Origin of the sequence: Frigoribacterium sp. Leaf164, from assembly GCF_001423665.1 — a bacterium.
GTDB classification, from domain to species: domain Bacteria; phylum Actinomycetota; class Actinomycetes; order Actinomycetales; family Microbacteriaceae; genus Frigoribacterium; species Frigoribacterium endophyticum.
This window is the reverse complement of the sequence record NZ_LMOX01000001.1, coordinates 74189-90367: the sequence shown is the minus strand read 5'-3', so window position 1 is coordinate 90367 and position 16179 is coordinate 74189. Positions and strand designations below refer to the sequence as shown.

Sequence of the window (16179 nt, the reverse complement as noted above, 5' to 3'; positions counted from 1 at the left end):
CTCAGGGCCAGAAGCGGTGCACGACGGCCTGGAGCAGCGAGCCCGACACGTCGCCGAACTCCGTCAGCGTGATCACGACGCCGTCGCGCTCGAAGATCGTCAGCAGCCCGGCGTCCGCCGACGACCCCGCCGTGCCGGGGTGCGAGTACGCGCAGCGCTGCCCGCCGAGCGACTCGGTGCAGGCGAAGCCCTCGAGGCTGAGGTCGTACAGGTACTGGTCGGAGACCTCGGGGGCCACGACGCTGTACTCGACGCTCGTGCCGAGGTCGGAGCCGGGTGACGACCAGAGGCACGCGAGGGCCTCGGCGGCCAGCACGGGCCGCTCGCTCTTCATGACGGCGTCCGCCTCCGCGCGGGGCTCGAGCTCGACGACCGGACGGTCGCCCACCGCGGCCACGGCCTCGGCGGGGGGCAGGACGTCGTCGCACGACGTCGGGAGGGAGGCCGGAGCGGCGATCGCCGCCCCTGCGCCCTCCGAGCTGGGCGTCGGGCTCACCGTGGCCGCCTGGGTCGCCTCGGCCTCGCCGGAGCCGTGGCCCGCCACCGACACCTGACGGTGGGAGGCGGAGGCGGCGCCGTCGTCAGAGGCGCAGCCGGCCGCCGAGAGGGCGATGCCGACGACGAGCACGAGGCCGCCGAGGGCACGGGACGACGGTCGCCGACGGGTCGCACCGACGGGTGCGGAGCGGAGCGAGAGCATGGTCCTCCTCAGGGCCGGCGTCGGGCCGCTGCAGGCCGACGGGGAGACCGTAGCGGGCCGCCGTCCGACACCGGGTCGACGTGACCAGATCGTGACCGGCACGGGCGGGGATCATCCCCGAGGTTGACGGGCGACTCCTCCCCCGCTCACTAGCGTGAGCACGGGGCCCGACCGAGGGCCCGCCGCGAGCGCCAGGGGTGCGCGCGGCACCTGCCCGTCGAGGAGAACCGCCATGTCGCACGTCCGCCCGCTCACCACCGTCACGGCCGCCGCCCTCGTCGTGCTCGCCCTGGTCGGCTGCTCGGGGACGCCCGGGGGCGACGCCACGGCGTCGCCGACCCCGACGGCCACGGCCACCGGCGACGCCGCTCCGACGCCGGCCCCGACGCCGACCGCCGAGCCCGACACGACCCCGGCCCCCACGGCGACCGCGGCCCCCGACGCGTCGCCGGTCGTCACCATCCCGACCGACTGCACGCAGATCGTCGACACGGCGACGTACCAGGCGACCATGGGCTCCACGCCGCTGAACCCGGAGGCGTACCCGCGGCGCGACGGCAGCGCCCGCGGCGCCCGCACGCCCGGCGTCCCCGCGGCCGGCGACGCCCCCTTCGTCATCGCCGACACGGCGGCGGAGCTCGACTGCCTCTGGCGCGACCCGGCCGCAGACGTCACCGGGCTGTCGGTGCAGCTGGGGCGACTCGACGAGGCCACCAGCGCCGCCCTGCTGCAGCAGGCGGAGGCGCGCGGGGCCAGCTGCTCCGAGGCCCACGACGGTCGGCTCTGCCAGCAGACCACCGTCGACGCGATGTACGGCACCGACAGCACCGACACCTACTTCGTGCGAGGCGACCTCTTCATCGCCGTCGGGCAGTCGAACTACCCGACCGACGACCTGCTCGGGTCGATCCTGACGCACCTCTCGAGCTGAGGGCGGTCGGGCAGCCGGGCGGCCGGGCGGTCGCGCGCCCGGGCGGTCGGGCCCGGTCGGCCCGCAGCAGCGCGGGCGGACCCGTCGCCCCGCGACCGGGCCCGCCCCGCACCTCCTACAGGACCGACTTCGGCACGCGGTGCAGCGTCACCGCGCCGACGGCCGCGAACGGGTGCAGCGGGTCGGGCGCGACCGAGCCGGTCGGCCCGCCGAGCCGGGAGTGCCCGACGGCGCTGAGCACCGCGTAGGCGTCGCCGCGAGACCAGCCGTGGTCGTCGACCAGGAAGGAGAAGGCGTCCTCGTAGCCGCGCCGGACGCTCTCCTGCACGGGGTCGCCGAGGCCGACGAAGATCCAGTCGTCGGCGGTCTCGATGCGCGGCGCCCGCAGCCGGGCGCCCTTCACGAGGTCGATCGACACGACGGCCGTGCCCTGCGCCTCGATCGCCACGAACGACGACTCGCCCTCGGCCATGATCGCGTGCACGTCGCCGATCGAGAGGTACGCGCCCTCGACCATCACGGGCAGGTAGACGGTCGAGCCGACGGTGTTCTCGGTCACGTCCATGTTGCCGCCCTGCGGGTAGGCGGGCATGATCGTCGAGTTCTCGCCCTCGGCGGGCGCGGTGCCCATGCAGCCGATCATCGGCCGCGGCGCGAATACGTGGCGGTCGGTGACGTGCACGCCCTCCGCGTCGATCGGCACGCGACGGGTGAACATCTCGTCGCCCATCACGTGCTGCAGGGCGCCCGAGCCGGGCAGGCTGACCGACCAGCCGTGGTCGACGAGCCGGATGTCGTGCACCGTCACGGCGAGCGCGTCGCCGGGCATCGCGCCCTCGACGAAGACCGGGCCGGTGACGGGGTTGATCGGCACCGACAGCTGCGCCAGGTCGTGGTGGTCGTGCAGCTCGGCGTAGACGGCGTCGCTGGTCTCGAAGCCGATCGTCTCGCCCGTGCCCGGGGTGATGCGCAGCACGGGCTCGACGGCGGCGCTGAAGCCGGGCCGGCCGAGCTCGTTGCCGAGGAAGTGGTCGACGCCCGAGGCGCCGGACGAGGCCGACGCCGGCCCGGACCCCGAGGAGTCGCGGTGCGCGTCGCTCACCGCCCGGCCTCCTTCTCGAGGGTGTCCGCCGCCGGGGTCGCCGTGGCGGCCGCTCCCGACCCGTCGCCCTCGTCGACCTGCCCCAGGGTCGGCGCCGCGCCTCCCCGGATCTTGTAGAAGAGGAAGACTCCCGCGCCGACGACGAGCCAGACGAGGCCGCCGATCTTCGCCGCGGGGGCCGCGTTGACGAGCACGTAGCCGATGATCAGGAAGCCGACCACGGGCACGACGAGGTGCAGCAGGTAGTTGCGCGACTTCCCCTTCACGACGTAGTGCCAGATCACCGAGAGGTGCAGCAGCATGAAGCCGAAGAGGGCGCCGAAGTTGACCAGCGACGAGATGACGTCGATCTGGCCGACGAAGAACAGCACGAGGATCGCCGAGAGCACCGAGACGACGAGGATGGCGGCCTGCGGCACCTGGCGCGAGTTGAGGCGCGAGAGCACCGCGGGCAGCTGCCGGTCACGGCTCATCGAGAACAGCAGGCGCGAGGTCGCGGCCTGCGCCGCCATGGCGTTCGCGATGCCGACGGCGAGCACGTTCACGACGAAGAAGGCGGTCATCCAGCCGCTCGACGACGCCTGGGCGACGAGGTCGAAGAAGGCGTTGCCGGCCTCCCCCTCGGGGAAGGAGTCGCGGCCCGCGGCGAGCGCGCTCGCCAGCCAGGTCTGCAGCACGAACAGGAAGGCGACGATGACGAGGGCGATGATCATGGCTCGACCCGCGCCTCCGCGCTTGCCGGTCGACTCCTCGGCGAGGGTCGAGATGCCGTCGAAGCCGAGGAACGACAGCACGGCGATCGAGAGCGCCGACGCGATCAGCGGGCCGGTGACCTTCGACGGGTCCCACACCTGGCTGACGCTGAACTCGGCGCCGGGGATGGTGCCGCCGTTGAGGGCGGTGACGGCGATGATCACGAAGATGACGATGAAGACGACCTCGATGGCGAGGAAGACGCGGTTCATCAGCTTGAGCGAGGTGATGCCGAGCAGGTTCACGGCCGTGTTGATCGCGACGAAGATCAGCGCCCACATCCAGCGGGCGGTGCCGGGGAAGATGCCGACCATCGACTCGGCGGCGAACACGTAGAGCAGCGTCGGCACGAGCAGGTAGTCGAGCAGGATCGCCCAGCCGGCGAAGAAGCCGACCGTGGGGTGGATGCCGCGCCCCACGTACGAGAACACCGACCCCGCGAGCGGGATCGACTTGGCCATCTGCGCGTAGGCGAGGGCGGTGAAGATCATCGCGACGAGGCCCACGAGGTAGACCAGGGGCACGAGGCCCGACGACGCGTTGTAGACGGTGCCGAAGATCGCCCAGGGCGCGATCGGCACCATGAAGATCAGGCCGTAGACGAGCAGGTCGCCGGTCGAGACCGACCGCTTCAGCTCCTGCTTGTAGCCGTACTGCTCGAGCTGCGCCTGCGCGCTCAGCTCGGGGGACTCGGTGCGCTCGGACATGGTGTCTCTCTTCGGGGTGAGGGAGGAACGGTGCGGGGAGGGGGTGGTGGTGGTCAGGCGTCGTGGTCGGCGAAGAAGCCGGCGACGACGCGGCGGAACTCCTCCGGCTGCTCGAGGTGCGTGCAGTGGCTGGCGCCGGGGAAGACGTGGGAGACGGCGCCGTCGATGCCGTCGACGAAGGGCTGCCAGGTGGCCGGCGTCGCCTCGTCGTGCTCGCCCGCGACCACGAGGGTGGGCGCGGTGACGCTCGGCAGGCGGTCGACGATCGTCCAGTCGCGCATCGTGCCGATGACGTGGAACTCGTTCGGGCCGTTCATGGTGTGGTAGACCGTCGGCTCGGCCTCCATCTGCTCCTCGCTGTCGACGAAGTCCTGGGGCATCGGCACCACGCGGCAGACGTGGCGCTCGTAGAAGACCTGGGTCGCGGCGAGGTACTCGGGGTCGCCGGTCGTGCCCGCGCCCTCGTGCCGGAGCAGCGCCTCCTGCACGTCGGCGGGCAGCTGGGCCCGGAGCTCGGCCGCGCCGTCGACCCAGAGCTGCATCGAGGCGGGCGAGTTGCAGATGGCCAGGCTGGCGAGGCCGGCGGGCTCGCGCACGGCGATCTCAGCGCCGAGCATGCCGCCCCACGACTGGCCGAGCACGTGGAAGCGCTCGAGCCCGAGGTGCGCGACGACGGCCTCGAACTCGTCGACGAAGAGCTGGGGCACCCAGGTCTCGACGGGGGCGTCGGGGCGGTGGCTGCTGCGGCCGCAGCCGAACTGGTCGTAGTGCACCACGGTGCGGCCGGTCTCGTCGGCGAGCGCCGCCAGGTTGCGCAGGTAGTCGTGGGCCATGCCGGGGCCGCCGTGGAGCACGACGAGGGGCAGGGCGCCGGGGCGGGGCTCGTCGGGCGTGGTGACCTGGTACCAGGTGTGGCCGTCGCGGAACGGGAGGGTGGCAGCGGTGCTCGTCGACATGCGCGTCAGCATGCACCCGCGAAAGGTCTCACGCCAAGACCTTTCTGCGTGACTTAACCTGGGCGTAACACGACGACGAGCTGGGGAGGGGTGACGCGGCATGACGGAGGACGGGTCTGTGGACGCCGCGGAGGCGCGCGCCGGGTCCCCGGTGACCGCCACGACCGACGCCGCCACCGCCTCTCCCGGCTCCGACTCCCCCGGCGTCCTCGAGGCCCCGCTCGAGTCGTCGACCCGGGTCGACGACATCTCCGACCGCCTCGTCACGGCCATCGCGACCGGCGAGTACCTGCCCGGCCAGCGCCTCCCCCCGGAGCGTGAGCTCGCCGCCTCGCTGCGCGTGGGCCGGATGACCGTGCGGGCCGCCCTCGCCCGGCTCGTCGACCAGGGGCTCATCGAGACCCAGCGCGGCCGCGGCGGCGGCTCGTTCGTGCAGGAGCGCTCGACCGACCGGGCCGCGGCCGTCGCGCAGCGGACGCTCGCCGCCCGCTGGTCGGACCTCCGCGACACCAGCGACGCGATCGGCCGCCTGCACGGCACGGTCGCCGAGGCCGCCGCCGAGAACCGCACCGACGACGACGTCGCCGTGCTGCGCGACCGCCTCGAGGGCTACCGCGCCGCCGCCTCGGGCCTGGCCTCGCAGAAGGCCGACGAGCGCCTGCACGTCGCGATCGCGGACGCGGCGCACAGCGCCACGCTCCGGGCCGTGCTGCTCGAGCTGGAGTCGCGGGTCAGCATCGCCGCGCCGGCCCACCTCTGGGGCGGCCCGGACGGCATGCGCGAGATGGAGCTGCGCGCCCTCGCCGAGCACGAGCAGATCGTCGAGGCCATCTGCGCCGGGGAGGCCGCGCGCGCCGCCGCGCTGGCACGACGTCACGTCGGCATCGACCTCGAGCTGCTCGAACGCGTGGTCCGCGGCGGCGACCACGCCTGACCGACGACCTGGCGGGGCTCGGCGTCGGGCCCCCGGAGGGCTCGCCGTCAGGCGCCGGCGGGGCTCCAGCCGAGCTCGGGCCCGAGGCGCTCGCCGATGTCGGTGAGCATCTGCGCGTAGTCGCCGGGCTCGAAGGCGAACGGCAGCGCGAAGGCGACCTCGTCGACCGCCTGGTAGGCGGGGTCGGCGTGCAGGGCGTCCGCGATCTCGGCCGAGGTGCCGACGAGGTCGGCGGCGAAGAGCAGCTGCCCCGGGCCCTGCGGCACGCCCACGCGGCCGGCGCGCGCCTCGGCGTACGCCGCGTAGCGGGCCCGCTGCTCGGGCGTGGCCGAGTCGGTCGGCACGACGACGAGCCCCTGCGACACCCGGGCGGAGGCGCCCGCCGGGTGGGCGTCGCGGTACGCGTCGATCTGGGCGCGCTGGTTCTCGGCGAAGTCGGTGCCCCGCTCGGCCTTCGTGACGCTCGACGCGAGCAGGTGGAACCCGTTCTCGCCGGCCCAGACGGCGGACCTCGTGCTGCCGACGCCGCACCACAGCCGGTCGACGAGCCCCGGGCTGTGCGGCTGGACGACGTCGCTGAACTCCTCGATGCCGCGACGGCCCGGCGAGGCCGAGACGACGTCGCCGCGCACGAGGTCGCGGAGGCGCAGCAGGCGCTCGGGCCCGAGCTCCTCGTGGTCGGCGGTGTCGGGGTAGATCGCGTCGCGGTAGAGGTCGAAGTTCATCGGGGTGCCCGACGAGAAGCCCGGGTTGAGGCGGCCCCCCAGCAGCACGTCGACCGTGGCGAGGTCCTCCGCGAGCCGGAAGGGGTTCTCGGCCCCGATCGGCGTCACCGCCGTGCCCAGCTCGATCCGGCTCGTGCGCTGCGACGCCGCCGCCATGATCGCGACCGGCGACGAGATGCCCGGCTGCAGGTGGCGGTGGCGCAGCCACGCGCTGTCGAGGCCGAGCTCCTCGGCGCGCTCGATGACGCGCAGGACGTCCTCGTGGCCCGCGGCCGGCGAGGCGGGGTCGAACGAGCCGATGGTGAGGACGCCGAGGCGCCGCAGGGGTGTTCCGTCGACGGGCATGGCCCGATCCTCGCAGGTGACGGCGTCAGAACGCCTGGTCGTAGAGCGCCGCGAGCTCCGGCGAGTCGGGGCCGGTCAGGCCGCACGAGCTCACGACGCCGGCCGAGGCGGCGACGAGCCACGCGCCTCCCTCGGTGAAGACGGGCGCCGCCCCGTCGACCTGGTCGTCGGGGTCGCCCTGCGGCACCTCGACGGCGTCGCCCGGGTCGCCGGCGAAGACGTCGTCGACCCGCAGCGTGGCGGTGCCCCCGTCGACGGCCACGACGGTGCCGCGGAAGGCCGTGGTCGAGGTCGCCAGCACCTCCGCGGTCGGCACGGCGCACATCGCGCCCGGTCCGCCCGCCGGAGGCGCGGTGAGGGTCGTGACCCTCCCGCCCGCCCCCGGGCCGGTCGCGACGAGCACCCCGACCACCGCCGCGGCGACGAGCACCCCGCCGGCGGCCCCGGCCAGGAGGCGGCGGGAGCGTCGACGGGCCGGAGCGGCGGCGGAGCGGCCGGGGGCCGTGCGGGCGGGGGTGCGGGGTGCGGTGCTCATGGTCGTCTCCGTCAGGTCAGCGAGCTGCCGGGCCGGCAGCGGGGCGAGGGAGGAGGCCGGGTCGGCGGACCGCATCAGCAGGTCGTCGGCGCCGTGCTCGGCGTGCTCGTCGTGCTCGTGCTCGTGCTCGTGCTCGTGCTCGTGCTCGTCGTGCGTGGTCATCGTCCGTCTCCTCCCGTCACCGGTGCATGTCCGTCACGCGCCTCCGCCTTCCGGATCTCGTCGGCGAGGCGTCGACGGGCCCGGTGCAGGCGGATCGACACGGCGTTCGGCGTCGTGCCCAGCACCGCGGCCGTCTGGGCGACGGTGAGCTCGTCCCAGACGTGCAGGCGCAGCACCTCGGCGTCGACCTCCCGCAGGCGCGCGAGGGCGGGGGCGACGAGCGCGACCCGGGGGTCGACCTCGTCGGCCTCGGGCACCGACTCGGTCGGCGGGTCGACCGTGACGATGCGCGCGACGAGCCGGTCGCGGCGACGCATCGACCGCAGGGCGTTGCTCAGCTGCAGCCGGGCGACGCCGACGGCCCAGGGCACCTCGTCGCCCGCGGGCACGTCGTCGAGGCGCCGCCAGAGCACGAGCAGCACGTCGCCGAGCACCTCGTCGGCCGTCGCCGCGTCGACGCGGCGCGCGAGGTACCGGCGCACGGGCTCGACGACCTCGGGCACGAGGGCCTCGAAGCGGGCTCGGGCGGGCAGCAGGGTCACGTCCACACCCTCACATGTCCGCCGCCCGGCGTGCCTTTCGCCCGGGCCGACGTCAGCGCGGGCCGGGGCCGTGCGTCCCCTCGCCGCGGTCGTCGTCGGTGGGGCGCTGGTCGAGGCTCGGGTCGACCGCGGGGTCGACCGAGACGTCGCTCACGCGGAGGGGCGGCTCGGCAGCCACGGAGGACGGCGAGGCCGACGAGGCGGGCGAGCCCTCGCCCGTCGCACGACGGGAGCCGCGCAGGCGACCCTTGAACGCCTCCCACGGGCGGGCCAGCCCGCGGGCCCCGGCCTCCGTCGGCGCCTCGACCTCGAGGCCGTAGTAGGCCCCGACGTGCTCGAGCAGCACGTCGCGCTCAGCCGCGTCATAGGCCCGCCGCTCACGCGTGAAGGCGATGATCGTCGACCAGCAGGTGAGCAGCAGCACCACGCTGAACGGCAGCGCCGTCGTGATCGCCGCGGTCTTGAGGGCGTCGAGGCCGCCCGTGAGCAGCAGGGCGACGGCGAGCAGGGCGGCGACGAGCGCGAAGAAGACGCGCAGCCAGTTCTTCGGCTCGATGTCACCGCCGGAGGCGATCATCGCCATCACGAGGGAGCCCGAGTCGGACGACGTGACGAAGAAGACGCCGATCAGGAGGATGGCGCCGAAGGTCAGCACGGCGCCCGCGGGGAGGTCGCCGAGGAGGGCGAACAGCGAGCCCTCGACGTCGACCGAGCCGTCGGCGCCGATGAGCCCCCCGGCGCCGTCGGTCTGGCGGTGGATGGCCGCGCCGCCGAGCACGGCGAACCAGAGGAACGTCAGGGCGGTCGGCACGAGCAGCACGCCGAAGACGAACTGGCGGACGGTCCGGCCCCTCGAGATGCGCGCGATGAAGATGCCCACGAAGGGGGCCCACGACATCCACCAGCCCCAGTAGAAGGTCGTCCAGGCGCCCTGCCACTCCTCGCCGGCGGCGCCCTGCTGGGCGGTGACGTTGAACGAGAGGCCGACGACGTTCTGCAGGTAGGCGCCGATCGACTGCACGAAGTCGCGCAGCAGGAACTGCGTCGGGCCGACGATCAGGACGAAGAGGAGGAGCGCGGCGGCCAGGATCAGGTTGAAGTTCGAGAGGATCTTCATGCCCTTCGTCACGCCCGTCACGAGCGAGACGATCGTCACCGCGGTGATCACCGCGATGATCGCGATCTGGCTGACGATGCTGCTGTCGGCGATGCCGGCGGCCTCGAGGCCCGCGCCGATCTGGATCACGCCGAGGCCGAGCGAGGTGGCGACGCCGAACAGCGTGCCGACCAGGGCGATGACGTCGATCAGGTTGCCCCAGCCGCCGCGCACGCGGTCGCCGAGCAGGGGCTCGAGCGCCCAGCGGATGGAGACCGGACGGCCCCGACGGTGGATGGCGTAGGCGAGCGCGAGGCCGAGCACGACGTAGATCGCCCACGCGTGCAGGCCCCAGTGCAGGAAGGTCTGCGTGAGGGCCTGCTGCGCGAGCTGGTCCTCCGTGCCGGTGACGCCGGGGCGCGGCGAGGCGAAGTGGCTGAGGGGCTCGGAGACGCCGTAGAAGACGAGGCCGATGCCCATCCCGGCGGCGAAGAGCAGGGCGAACCACGACCCGGTGGAGAACTCCGGCTCGTCCTTGTCCTTGCCGAGCTTGATGGTGCCGAAGCGGCTGAACCCGACGAAGATCGAGAAGCCGACGAAGAAGGCCACGATCAGCACGTAGTACCAGCTGAAGTTGCGGACGATGCCGCTCTGCAGCCCGAGGAAGAGCGCCTCGGCCGAGGCGGGCGCGATCAGCGTGAAGGCCACGAAGCCGAGGACGACGATCGCGGCGGGCCAGAACACCCAGCGGCGGAGCTGGGGGGTCGTCGTGACGGCCTCCCCCAGGGTCGAGGGTCGGGCTTCGGGGGCCCCGGAGGAGGGCGGTTCGGTCGTTGCCATGCCTCCATCGTGACGGCTCCCGGCGCGTTCCGGGCAATGATGCGCACCGTGCACCGAGATGCTCGGCGAGTCGTCGAGACGCCCCGTCTGGGGCTCCGTCCTCGCCGGAGAGCCCAGGAAGGGGCACCTCGATCACGGAGGAGCTACCGCGCCGTCACCGTCGCGAGCTCGTCCCAGTGGGTCGTCGCGCGCGGCGAGACCATGTCGCGCTTCATCGCCCAGCCGCGGCGGTGCCGCAGACCGGCGACGCCGAGGCCGAGGCTCTCGTCGCCGAACTTGCCGGCGATCCGGTCGAGCACGTCGCCGTAGGCGGGCGGTGCCGCGGCGACCTCGCCGAAGACGTCGAGGCTCGCGTGCTCGGCGCGCGGCGTGAGCTCCATCAGCGTGACGCCGGCGCGCACGTAGCGCTTGCCGGGCTCGAGCTGGGGGCCGAGCGCTGCGATCGCGGCCCGGTAGAGCGTGGTCGCGTCGTCGGTCGGCTCGGGGAAGGCGATCGACACGACGTGGTTGGTGTGGCCGGCCTCCGTCGCGAACGGCGACGTGGCGGCGAAGCAGCGCATCATCCGGGTCAGCGAGCCCTGCCCCCGGAGTCGTGCGGCGGCACGTTGCGTGTAGACCGACAGCACCTCCTCGAGCTCGGCGACCGTCGTCACGGGCACCGCGAACGACCGGGAGTGGTAGATCTGGTCGCGCTCGGGCTGGACCTCCTCGATCGGCAGGCAGTCGACCCCGCGGAGCTCCTGCACGACGCGCGCCTGCACCACGCCGAAGCGCTTCCGGATGCGGGCGGCGTCGGCGTCGCGCAGGTCGGCGGCCGTGTGCACGCCGAGCGGCACGAGCTTCTTCGCCGTGCGTCGACCGATGCCCCACACGTCGCCCGCGTCGACGCTGGCGAGGATGGCGGTCTGCTGCGCCGACGAGTAGCTGCCCAGGTGGCAGACGCCCGCCAGTGCGGCGGCCTGCTTCGAGCCCCGGTTCGCGAGCTTCGCGAGGGTCTTCGTCGGCGCGATGCCGATGCTCACGGGCAGGCCGATCAGCTTGCGCACCACGCGGCGGATCTCGCGGGCCTGCGCGGTGGTCTCGTCGACGGTGCCGCTCAGCTCGATGAACGACTCGTCGATCGAGTAGACCTCCTGGTGGCTCGTGAACCGGCTGAGGATCTCGGCCGAGCGCGCCGACATGTCGCCGTAGAGCTCGTAGTTGCTCGACACCGCGACGACGCCCTGCATCGCGGCGATCGGCGCGATCGTGTGCCAGGGCGCGGCCATGTCGACGTTCAGCGCCTTGGCCTCCTGCGAGCGGGCGATGACGCAGCCGTCGTTGTTCGAGAGGACGACCACCGGCCTGCCCTCGAGCGCGGGGTTGAAGACACGTTCGCACGACACGTAGAAGTTGTTGGCGTCGACGATGGCGACGTGGCGCTCAGACACGGTGCAGGCACCTCGTGACGACGCCCCAGACGGTCGCCTCGTCGAGCTCGGAGAGCACGATCTCGGGGTAGGCGGGGTTCTCCGGGCTGAGCACCATGAGCCCCTGCCGCCACGAGAGGCGCTTGACCGTCAGCTCGGCGTTGACGACGGCCACGACGACGGCTCCGTCGTGGGCGTCGAGCCCCCGGTCGACGACGAGCTCGTCGCCGTCGAAGATGCCCGCGCCCGTCATGCTGTCGCCGCTCACCCGCACCAGGAAGGTCGCCGTCGGGTCGCGCATCAGGTGCCGGTTGAGGTCGACCGGCCCCGACCAGTAGCCCTGGGCGGGCGACGGGAAGCCGGCGTGGACAGCCTCGAGCGCGGCTCGCGGCAGGTCGGCGTCGGCGCGCTCCTCGCCCCCGACGGGCCCGAGCACGACGGGCGGCAGCTCAGGAGTCGCGGGTCGGGTCGGCCGCGCAGGGCACGCCCCACGCGCTGCCTCGCCTGTCGTCTCGCTCACGGTGCCTCCCGGAGAGAACCTAGGCCAGACCACCGACGTCGCCTCCACCGACGTCGCCTCCACTGACGTCGCCTCCCCCGAGGTGGCCGGTCGTGCGGCGCCCCTCGGCTAGGCCGTCGGGCGCGCCTTGCGGATCGACCACACGTTGGAGTCGCCCACCCGCTCGTAGCCGAGGTCGTCGACGAGCAGCTGGACCAGGGCGAGGCCGCGGCCGCCCTCGGCCATCTCGTCGGGCATGACGCGGCCGACGAGCGAGACGCTGCCGGGCTCGGCCGTGTCGCTGAGGGTGGCCGTCAGCTCGCCGTCGGTGATGGCGACGGAGAGCCGGCAGGCGACGCCCTCGCCCGCCGCGGCGTGCTCGATGACGTTGCTGGTCAGCTCGACGAGGGCGAGCTCGAAGGCCATGCGCTCCTCGTCGGTGAGGGTCGTGTCGTCGCCCCAGACCGACTCGAGGAAGTCGTGCACCGTGTTGACGTCGTCCGGCGGCGTGGCGAAGACGAGCTGGTGCTCACTCATCGAACGCCGTCGCCGCGTCGTCGTGCGGGCGGAGGATGCGGTCGATGTTCGACAGCTTCAGCACCATCAGCACCTGGGCCGACGGCGAGGCGATGCGCAGGTCGCCGCCCGCCGAGCGGGCGGACTTGAGGCAGCCGACGAGGGCGCCCAGGCCGGAGGAGTCCATGAAGTCGACGCCGGCGAGGTCGACGACGACGCGGGGCCGGCCGTCGGCGATCGCGCCGGTCACGGCCTCCCGCAGGGCCGGGGCCGAGACCATGTTGAGCCTCCCGGTGCAGCGCACGACGGCGACGTCGGCGCCCGCTCCCTCGACAGCGAGATCCATCCAGCCAGCCTCCTCGGCTCGTCGTCCCGGCGCACGGGTCGGCGCGGTCCTCCGCGACACCATAGCTGCGGCCGACCCCCGGCACAGCCCGCCGCGGCGCTCCAGTGCGGGGGGTACCGGAGAGGGCTGCCCGACACCTATCGTCGGGGGGTGACCTCTGACCGCTCTCCGTCGCGGGCACGCCGGAGCTCCACGCTCGACACGTTCCTCCTGCGGTACGGCGTGACCCCCCTGGTGAAGCAGGCACCGTCGGCGCTGCTCGTCGTCCTGGCCGTCGTCCTCTCGCTCACCGTCCCGCAGCTGGTGGTCACCAGCGGCGCGGGCCTCCTCGTCGCCCTGGGCGTCACCGCGGTCGCCACGCTCTGGGCGGCCGCCGCCACCGCCCGCCCGGCCGTGATCGGCGGGTGGGCCCTCCTGGTGCCCGCCCTCGACTTCGTCGCGCTGGGGGTCCTGCGCTGGTCGACCGGCTCCTCCTCGTCGGTCTTCACGGCCCTGCTGGTGATGCCGCTCGTGTGGTTCGCCGCTCGCGAGCCACGCCGGTCGGTGCTCTGGGCGGTGCTCGGCTCGATGGTCGTCATCCTCACGCCCTTCATCGCCGGCATCAGCGCCGGCGACCGCGTCACCGAGCTCGCCCGCCTGCTCGTCGGCGTCCTCGTCTACACCGCGCTGGCCCTCGTCGTGAACGAGCTGAGCCGTCAGTACGCGGCCCAGCTGCGCCTGTCGGAGGAGCGGGAGGCGGTGGTCCGGACCGAGATCACCCGCGCCGCCGAGGTGCAGCGCTCGCTCCTCCCCGGAGCCCTGGCCGACACGCCCGGCTACGCCCTCGCGGGCACCTGCCTGCCCTCGACGACCGTCGGCGGCGACTTCTTCGACTGGTACCGCACCGACGACGGGGTCGCGATGACCCTCGGCGACGTCATGGGCAAGGGCGTCGGCGCCGGTCTCATCGCGGCGGCCGTGCGGGCGACGGTGCGCAGCTCGCGCCGCGACCCCGACCCGGGGGCCGCCATCGTCCGCGCCTCGGAGGGGCTCGCCACCGACCTCGCCGACGGGCCCGACTCCGTCGTGTTCACCACCCTCTTCCACGCGCGCCTCCGCGGCGACGTGCTGCACTGGGCCGACGCCGGCCACGGCCTGACCGTCGTCGTGCGGGAGGACGGCGGAGCCGAGCGCCTGTCGACGCCCGACCTCCCGATCGGCCTCGGCCTGGGCCTGCACGACGCGTGGGAGACGCGGACCACCGCCCTCTGCCCCGGCGACCTCGTGGTCTGCTTCAGCGACGGGGTGCTCGACCTCTTCGGCGGCGGGCTCGACAGCGTCGAGCACGTGGCGGCCCTCGCACGCCGCGACCCGCGGCCGTCGTCGGTCGTCGACGCCCTGGCCGACCTCGCCCGCGAGCTGGGCCACGACGACGACGTGACCGTGGTCGCCCTGCGGCGCGAGCCCGTCGCGGCGCCGGTCGCGGGCGACGTGCTCGCTCCCGTGGCCGTCGCCGCCCCGACGGCGCCCTGACGCCCGGGCCGCACCGACCCCCGCCGGCACCGGCGCCCGGCCTGCCGGCCGGCCGGCCGCTCAGCTCCTCGTGACGACCAGCACCGTGACGTCGTCGTCGACCTGGGCCACGCCGACCTTGACCGAGAACGCGTCGAGGAAGGCCTCGACGTCGCGCTCGGCCCGCAGGTCGGCGACGACGCGGTCGAGGCTCGCGAGCGTCGAGTCGTAGACGTCGAGCACGCCGTCCGAGACGGAGACGAGCGCGTCGCCGGGCTCGAGGCGCAGCGTCCCGGTCGTCCAGCCCTCGGCCGCGTCCTGGAGCCCCAGCGGCAGGTCGTGCGACGAGAGCCGCTCGACCGTCCCCGAGGCGCGGAGGTGGAGCGTGAGGCCGTGGCCGGCGTCGACGTACTCGACGTCGCCCGAGCGCGTGTCGACGCGGGCGTGGAAGAGGGTCACGAACGACCCGGCCTCGGCGAGCTGCGGGCCGAGGGCCCGCGCCGCCGTGGCGAGCGCCGTCGCGGGGGGCGCGTCGGTGCCGTCGGGCCCCTCGTAGAGGCTCCGGCGGAGGGCCTCGGCGAGGGCGCCGGCCGCCGCGCCCTTGCCCATCACGTCGGCGAGCGTCGCCGTGACGACGTCGCCGCCCTCGGCCCAGGCGTGGAGGTCGCCGCTCACCGCGCCGTGGGGCCGGTCGAGGGCGGTGGCCGTGAGGTCGCCGTGGTGCAGGGCGGGGCGCTGCCCTGCGACCGTCGGGTCCACGGCGACGGTGACGTCCGACGCCGGGCCCTGCCCCTGGCGGATCTCCGCCTCGGCCCACCGCCCCAGGTCGACCAGCCGGCCGCGCTCCTCGCCGGTGAGCCGGCGCGGCTCGGGGTGCAGGATGCACAGCGTCCCGATCGCCTGCCCGCCGTCGGCGCGCAGCGGCACGCCCGCGTACGAGCGCACCCCGAAGGCCGTGACGGCCGGGCTCTCGGCGAAGCGGGGGTCGAGGGAGGCGTCGGTCACCTCGAAGAGGCCCGTCCCGTGGACGGTGTACTCGCAGAACGCGGCCCCGTACGGGAAGCGGGGCGCCGCCTCCCCCGGCTCCTGGGGCGACTTGACCACGAGCGAGGCGTCGTCGACGAGGTTGAGGTACGACATCGGCACGTCGAGGAGCTCGCGGGCGAAGCGCGTGATGCGGTCGAAGCGCTCCTCCGGCGGGGTGCCGAGCAGGGCCGAGGCCTCGACGGCGGCCAGGCGCTCGCGCTCGGCGGCGTCGAGGGGCGCGGTGCCGTCGACGGCGTGCCAGCCGTCGTCCTGCGAGCCGGCGGCGGCGCCGCCCGGGTCGGCGGCGGCGGTGTCGGTGTCCGTGTCGGTTCCCGCTCGGTCGTCCATGTCTCTCCCTGATCCGGCGGCCCCGACCTGGTGGTGCCGAGGAGGCGGTCGGAGCGGTGGTGCCTGACGACCAGTAGAGCAGGCGGGCCCGCCGCGTGCCAGCACGGGGCGTGCCCCGTTCGGGGGGCCCGGCGTGGGCGAAGCTGAGCAGGACCTGGGAACACCCACCCCTTCCCGAGGTGGCGGCGAACCCCTGTCACCTCCCCACCGGGAAGA

Annotated in this window: 16 protein-coding genes; 3 read left to right on the top strand and 13 right to left on the bottom strand. The window is 74.1% G+C overall.

The features are described 5' to 3' along the window. Window position 1: 1 nt before the first annotated feature. Window positions 2-700 carry a hypothetical protein gene (locus tag ASF82_RS00390; protein ID WP_056051957.1) on the bottom strand — a complete coding sequence of 233 codons (699 nt, stop codon included), beginning with the start codon at window positions 698-700 and terminating at the stop codon, window positions 2-4. Window positions 701-932: 232 nt separating this feature from the next. Between ASF82_RS00390 and ASF82_RS00385 the strand changes: the two genes are divergently transcribed. Continuing rightward, window positions 933-1631 (top strand): hypothetical protein, encoded by a 699-nt coding sequence (locus ASF82_RS00385; protein ID WP_056051953.1) that lies wholly within the window; start codon window positions 933-935, stop codon window positions 1629-1631. A gap of 115 nt (window positions 1632-1746) precedes the next feature. Here ASF82_RS00385 and ASF82_RS00380 read toward each other — a convergent pair whose 3' ends face one another. The 3 genes from ASF82_RS00380 to ASF82_RS00370 are packed head-to-tail and all read right to left on the bottom strand — an operon-like array spanning window position 1747 to window position 5149. Beyond that, window positions 1747-2733, bottom strand: a complete 987-nt coding sequence (locus ASF82_RS00380) for an acetamidase/formamidase family protein (protein WP_056051950.1) — start codon at window positions 2731-2733, stop codon at window positions 1747-1749. Continuing rightward, on the bottom strand, window positions 2730-4193 hold the full coding sequence (locus ASF82_RS00375; RefSeq protein WP_056051947.1) for an APC family permease: 1464 nt from the start codon (window positions 4191-4193) through the stop codon (window positions 2730-2732). The genes ASF82_RS00380 and ASF82_RS00375 overlap by 4 nt, the downstream gene beginning before the upstream one ends. Before the next feature lie 53 nt (window positions 4194-4246). After that, complete coding sequence (locus ASF82_RS00370) at window positions 4247-5149, bottom strand: proline iminopeptidase-family hydrolase (RefSeq protein ID WP_235491115.1); 903 nt, start codon at window positions 5147-5149, stop codon at window positions 4247-4249. Between the two features lie 151 nt (window positions 5150-5300). Between ASF82_RS00370 and ASF82_RS00365 the strand changes: the two genes are divergently transcribed. Beyond that, window positions 5301-6083, top strand: a complete 783-nt coding sequence (locus tag ASF82_RS00365) for a FadR/GntR family transcriptional regulator (RefSeq protein ID WP_056055469.1) — start codon at window positions 5301-5303, stop codon at window positions 6081-6083. A gap of 47 nt (window positions 6084-6130) precedes the next feature. Here ASF82_RS00365 and ASF82_RS00360 read toward each other — a convergent pair whose 3' ends face one another. From ASF82_RS00360 to ASF82_RS00325, 8 genes are all read right to left on the bottom strand, one after another. Beyond that, complete coding sequence (locus ASF82_RS00360) at window positions 6131-7153, bottom strand: LLM class flavin-dependent oxidoreductase (protein WP_056051942.1); 1023 nt, start codon at window positions 7151-7153, stop codon at window positions 6131-6133. 25 nt (window positions 7154-7178) lie between these two features. Next, window positions 7179-7850, bottom strand: coding sequence for a hypothetical protein (locus ASF82_RS00355; RefSeq protein WP_056051939.1), 672 nt, complete (start codon window positions 7848-7850; stop codon window positions 7179-7181). Next, window positions 7847-8392, bottom strand: coding sequence for an RNA polymerase sigma factor (locus tag ASF82_RS00350; RefSeq protein ID WP_197982492.1), 546 nt, complete (start codon window positions 8390-8392; stop codon window positions 7847-7849). The genes ASF82_RS00355 and ASF82_RS00350 overlap by 4 nt, the downstream gene beginning before the upstream one ends. Before the next feature lie 52 nt (window positions 8393-8444). Beyond that, window positions 8445-10328: a BCCT family transporter gene (locus ASF82_RS00345; RefSeq protein ID WP_082514112.1), complete on the bottom strand. Its 1884-nt coding sequence runs from the start codon at window positions 10326-10328 to the stop codon at window positions 8445-8447. 143 nt (window positions 10329-10471) lie between these two features. Continuing rightward, the gene (locus ASF82_RS00340; protein WP_056051936.1) at window positions 10472-11758 is read right to left on the bottom strand and encodes a Y-family DNA polymerase; all 1287 of its coding nucleotides are present in this window, start codon (window positions 11756-11758) and stop codon (window positions 10472-10474) included. Beyond that, complete coding sequence (locus ASF82_RS00335; RefSeq protein ID WP_056055461.1) at window positions 11751-12131, bottom strand: LexA family transcriptional regulator; 381 nt, start codon at window positions 12129-12131, stop codon at window positions 11751-11753. The genes ASF82_RS00340 and ASF82_RS00335 overlap by 8 nt, the downstream gene beginning before the upstream one ends. 234 nt (window positions 12132-12365) lie before the next feature. Next, window positions 12366-12773 (bottom strand): ATP-binding protein, encoded by a 408-nt coding sequence (locus ASF82_RS00330; protein ID WP_056051933.1) that lies wholly within the window; start codon window positions 12771-12773, stop codon window positions 12366-12368. Next, window positions 12766-13098 carry an STAS domain-containing protein gene (locus ASF82_RS00325; protein ID WP_056051930.1) on the bottom strand — a complete coding sequence of 111 codons (333 nt, stop codon included), beginning with the start codon at window positions 13096-13098 and terminating at the stop codon, window positions 12766-12768. Before ASF82_RS00325 ends, ASF82_RS00330 begins: the two co-directional genes overlap by 8 nt. 150 nt (window positions 13099-13248) lie before the next feature. Between ASF82_RS00325 and ASF82_RS00320 the strand changes: the two genes are divergently transcribed. Next, complete coding sequence (locus ASF82_RS00320; RefSeq protein ID WP_056051927.1) at window positions 13249-14610, top strand: PP2C family protein-serine/threonine phosphatase; 1362 nt, start codon at window positions 13249-13251, stop codon at window positions 14608-14610. A gap of 60 nt (window positions 14611-14670) precedes the next feature. Here ASF82_RS00320 and ASF82_RS00315 read toward each other — a convergent pair whose 3' ends face one another. Next, the gene (locus ASF82_RS00315) at window positions 14671-15963 is read right to left on the bottom strand and encodes a SpoIIE family protein phosphatase (protein ID WP_056051923.1); all 1293 of its coding nucleotides are present in this window, start codon (window positions 15961-15963) and stop codon (window positions 14671-14673) included. Between the last annotated feature and the right edge of the window lie 216 nt (window positions 15964-16179).

Bases quoted from the DNA above. Each gene is read 5' to 3' on its own strand.
- ASF82_RS00390 (WP_056051957.1), bottom strand. From the start codon at position 700: ATGCTCTCGCTCCGCTCCGCACCCGTCGGTGCGACCCGTCGGCGACCG.
- ASF82_RS00385 (WP_056051953.1), top strand. From the start codon at position 933: ATGTCGCACGTCCGCCCGCTCACCACCGTCACGGCCGCCGCCCTCGTC.
- ASF82_RS00375 (WP_056051947.1), bottom strand. From the start codon at position 4,193: ATGTCCGAGCGCACCGAGTCCCCCGAGCTGAGCGCGCAGGCGCAGCTC.
- ASF82_RS00370 (WP_235491115.1), bottom strand. From the start codon at position 5,149: ATGTCGACGAGCACCGCTGCCACCCTCCCGTTCCGCGACGGCCACACC.
- ASF82_RS00360 (WP_056051942.1), bottom strand. From the start codon at position 7,153: ATGCCCGTCGACGGAACACCCCTGCGGCGCCTCGGCGTCCTCACCATC.
- ASF82_RS00355 (WP_056051939.1), bottom strand. From the start codon at position 7,850: ATGACCACGCACGACGAGCACGAGCACGAGCACGAGCACGAGCACGAG.
- ASF82_RS00345 (WP_082514112.1), bottom strand. From the start codon at position 10,328: ATGGCAACGACCGAACCGCCCTCCTCCGGGGCCCCCGAAGCCCGACCC.
- ASF82_RS00330 (WP_056051933.1), bottom strand. From the start codon at position 12,773: ATGAGTGAGCACCAGCTCGTCTTCGCCACGCCGCCGGACGACGTCAAC.
- ASF82_RS00325 (WP_056051930.1), bottom strand. From the start codon at position 13,098: ATGGATCTCGCTGTCGAGGGAGCGGGCGCCGACGTCGCCGTCGTGCGC.
- ASF82_RS00315 (WP_056051923.1), bottom strand. From the start codon at position 15,963: ATGGACGACCGAGCGGGAACCGACACGGACACCGACACCGCCGCCGCC.